The 2,981-nt window shown below is 69.2% G+C and carries 3 protein-coding genes; all 3 read right to left on the bottom strand.

The window, feature by feature from the left end:
* Positions 1 to 76: 76 nt before the first annotated feature.
* Positions 77 to 1,339, bottom strand: a complete 1,263-nt coding sequence (locus tag AC1D12_RS29690) for a hypothetical protein (RefSeq protein ID WP_477844791.1) — start codon at positions 1,337 to 1,339, stop codon at positions 77 to 79.
* The gene (locus tag AC1D12_RS29685; RefSeq protein WP_477844789.1) at positions 1,336 to 2,541 is read right to left on the bottom strand and encodes a hypothetical protein; all 1,206 of its coding nucleotides are present in this window, start codon (positions 2,539 to 2,541) and stop codon (positions 1,336 to 1,338) included. The genes AC1D12_RS29690 and AC1D12_RS29685 overlap by 4 nt, the downstream gene beginning before the upstream one ends.
* A gap of 124 nt (positions 2,542 to 2,665) precedes the next feature.
* Positions 2,666 to 2,981 (bottom strand): NapC/NirT family cytochrome c (locus AC1D12_RS29680; RefSeq protein WP_477844787.1); only part of this gene is annotated, 316 nt, incomplete at its 5' end.

The following is a 2,981-nucleotide window of genomic DNA, read 5'->3' as shown; positions in this document are numbered from 1 at the left end:
GCGCTGTGGTGGCTCGCGCTGTCGATCGCCGTGGGCCGCATGCGCCACGCCTTCCGGCCGGCGTGGCGGCGTGCGATCAACAGGGCATCGGCAGTGCTGCTGGCAGGCTTCGCGTTGTGGCAGTGGAGCGGCCTCTTGATCCCTTGACCGCACCGCCGATCAACAGCAGGCCGGCGCCCCACAGCGCGAGCGTGGCCGGCTCGGGGATCGGCGAGATCAGGTAGGCGTGGCCATAGCCGCTGTTGACGACGAACTGCCCCTGGTCGTTGATGCCGGTCACGTTGCGGAACCAGTCGCCGTCGGCCAGCGTGAACAGGCTGTTGATGTCGATCACGCCCTGGCCGTTGGCGCCGGTGATGAACGCGAAGTCGCGCCCGTAGCGGTGGTTGTGGATGATCCCCGCCACCTGCCCGAACTCGTTGATGCCGGTGGTCTCGCTGAACGAGGCCGGGCCGTACTGGCCCGATCCGCCGAGGTAGCCCGGGTCGTAGTTCGCGACATTCGAGAAATCGAGCGGCTTCACGGTGCCGGAATCGTTGCCGATGTAGGCGTTGCGGCCGACGTACTCCTGCGGCCCGATGTAGGTGCCGGCGATCTGGCCGTGGTTGTTGATCGAGCTCTCCTGGTAGTGCACCGCCGCGGGCAGCGCCACCGGCGCGCTGCCGTTCGGCCCGGTCACGAAGGTGCCGGCCTGGTTCAGCTCGCTGTAGCCGATGTGGCCGACCACGCGGCCAGCGTCGTTGAGGCCGTTGCCGAACAGCGGCTGGCCGTTCAGGCTGCCGAGCGCGCGCATCGACTGGCCGTTGGCATCGGTGATGAAGCCTTGCTGGGGATCCAGCACGTCCGGGTAGCCGGGCAGGTTGCGGTCGCCTCCCACCATGCCGATCACCTGGCCGCCGGCGTTGATCGCGGTGGCCATGCTGTTGCTGGCGCCCAGCGTCCCGAGGTCCTGCAAGGCCGCGCTGTTGCCGTTGCGCAGGAAGGCGTGGAAGCTGCCGCCGGCCGTCTGCGCCGCGCCGACCACCTGGCCGGCGTCGTTGATGCCGTACGCCTTGCTCCAGGTGCCGCCGAAGCTGCCGACGCCCGTCAGGCCGGCGCCGTTCGCGCCGCTGAAGAAGCCGCGGTAGTCGCCGACCGACGACCAGCCGTTGAAGCCGTTCGTGTAGGCATACCCGCTGACCTGGCCGCTGTTGTTGATGCCGGTCGCGTACATCAGGTCACCGGTGCCCAGCTGGCCGATGTCGAACAGCTGGTACTGCGTGGTCTGCGCCCGGGCCGGCGCCGTGCAGGCCAGGCTGGCGGCCAGTGCCAGCGAGGCAAGGAGGGTGGGTGTCTTCATGAGGTCTCCCTGAGGTTCGAGGATCTGCGGCCACGCCAGCCGACCAGCAGCAACCCGCCGGTCCACAGCGCGAGCGTGACCGGCTCGGGGATCGGCGAGATGAGATACGCATGGCCCATCGCGGTGTTGGCGATGAACTGGCCGGCGTTGTTGACGCCGGTCGCGTAGACGAAGTGGTCGCCGTCGCCGAGCGTGAACAGGCTGTCGAGGGTGACGACACCCTGGCCGTTGGCGCCGCTGATGAAGGCGAAGTAGTCGGCGACCCGGCCGTTGCCGAACACGCCGGCCACCTGGCCGCTGTCGTTCAGCGCGAGCGCCTGGCTGCTGGAGATCGGGCCGTACTGGCCGAAGCCGCCGAGGTTGCCGTACTCGTAGCCCTGGGCGCCGTGGAAATCGAGTTTCGTCTGCGTGCCGCCGGGTGTGCCGATGAAGGCATCGACCGAACCCTGGTCGGTCCAGTACATGCCGGCCACCTGGCCGTGGCTGTTGATCGCGTTGACGGCGTTGGTGTCGGCGAAGACCGGTCCGGGTGACGCGGCGTTCGGGCCGGTGACGAAGGCGCCGTTGTAGTAGGAGCCGCTCGCGACGACGCCGGCGACCTGGCCGCTCGCGTTGATGCCGCGGGCGAGCAGCCCGTTGCCGTTCAGGCTGCCCAGGTCTTGCAGGTTGCTGCCGTTGGCGCCGGTGATGAAGCCGCGCTGGTCGACCTGGATGTTGGGGTTGTTCGGGTCGGTGGCTGACGTGGTGCCGACGACCCGGCCGCTCGCATTGATCGCGGTCGCCGGGCTGTTGGGGCTGCCGGCGAGCGTGCCGAGCTCGGTGACCGGGCTGCCCGCGGCACCGATGAAGGCGCGGTAGTTGCCGGCCGCCGTCTGCGCATCGCCGACCACCTGGCCGGCGTTGTTGATCGCGAGCGCGCGGCTCCAGCTGCCGCCGAGCGTGCCGAGGCCGGTGAGCCCGCTGCCGTTCGCGCCGGTCACGAAGGCACTGTACTGGTTGGAGGACGACCAGCCGCTGCGACCGTCGCCATACGAATAACCGACGACCTGGYCGAGGTCGTTGATGCCGGTGGCCCACATCTGCTGGCCGGGCGTCAGCGAGCCGAGGTCGAACAGCGTGTACTCGGTGGCCTGCGCGGGAACGGTTGCTGCCAGGCCGCAACCGAGCGCGAACGACGCCAGCAGGCGCAACGATTTCTTCATGGCCTCTCCCTCGGTGCGCGCGGACGGCGCTCACATGGACCGACTGTAGGAGCCGGTCCCGAGGGGCAGCAAGGCGGATCGGCGCGACTCCGCGTAGGTGCGCTCCTACGCCGTTTTCAGCCGGTTACCGATGGGCCGCGCTGGCCGCCGTACCGACCTCGGACACCGGTGCGAGCGGCGTGTCCGCCGGCAGCACCTGCCCCGGCGTGTCGGTCGGCGCCTCGCCGGGCGGGATGTGCGGCAGCTTGTGCGCGATGCCCTTGTGGCAATCGATGCAGGTCTTCTCGCGGCTGGCGAGGTAGGTGGTGTGCATGTTCTGCGCACGCACGCTCTGCCGCGTGAAATCCATCGATTCGTAGTTGTGGCAGTTGCGGCATTCGAGCGAGTCGTTGGCCTTGAAGCGGGCCCATTCGTGCTGCGCCAGCTCGAGCCGCTTGGCC

The organism is Rhizobacter sp. P1_G5 (assembly GCF_056405435.1).
The sequence above is the reverse complement of the archived record's forward strand: the minus strand, read 5'-3'. Positions and strand labels throughout refer to the sequence as shown.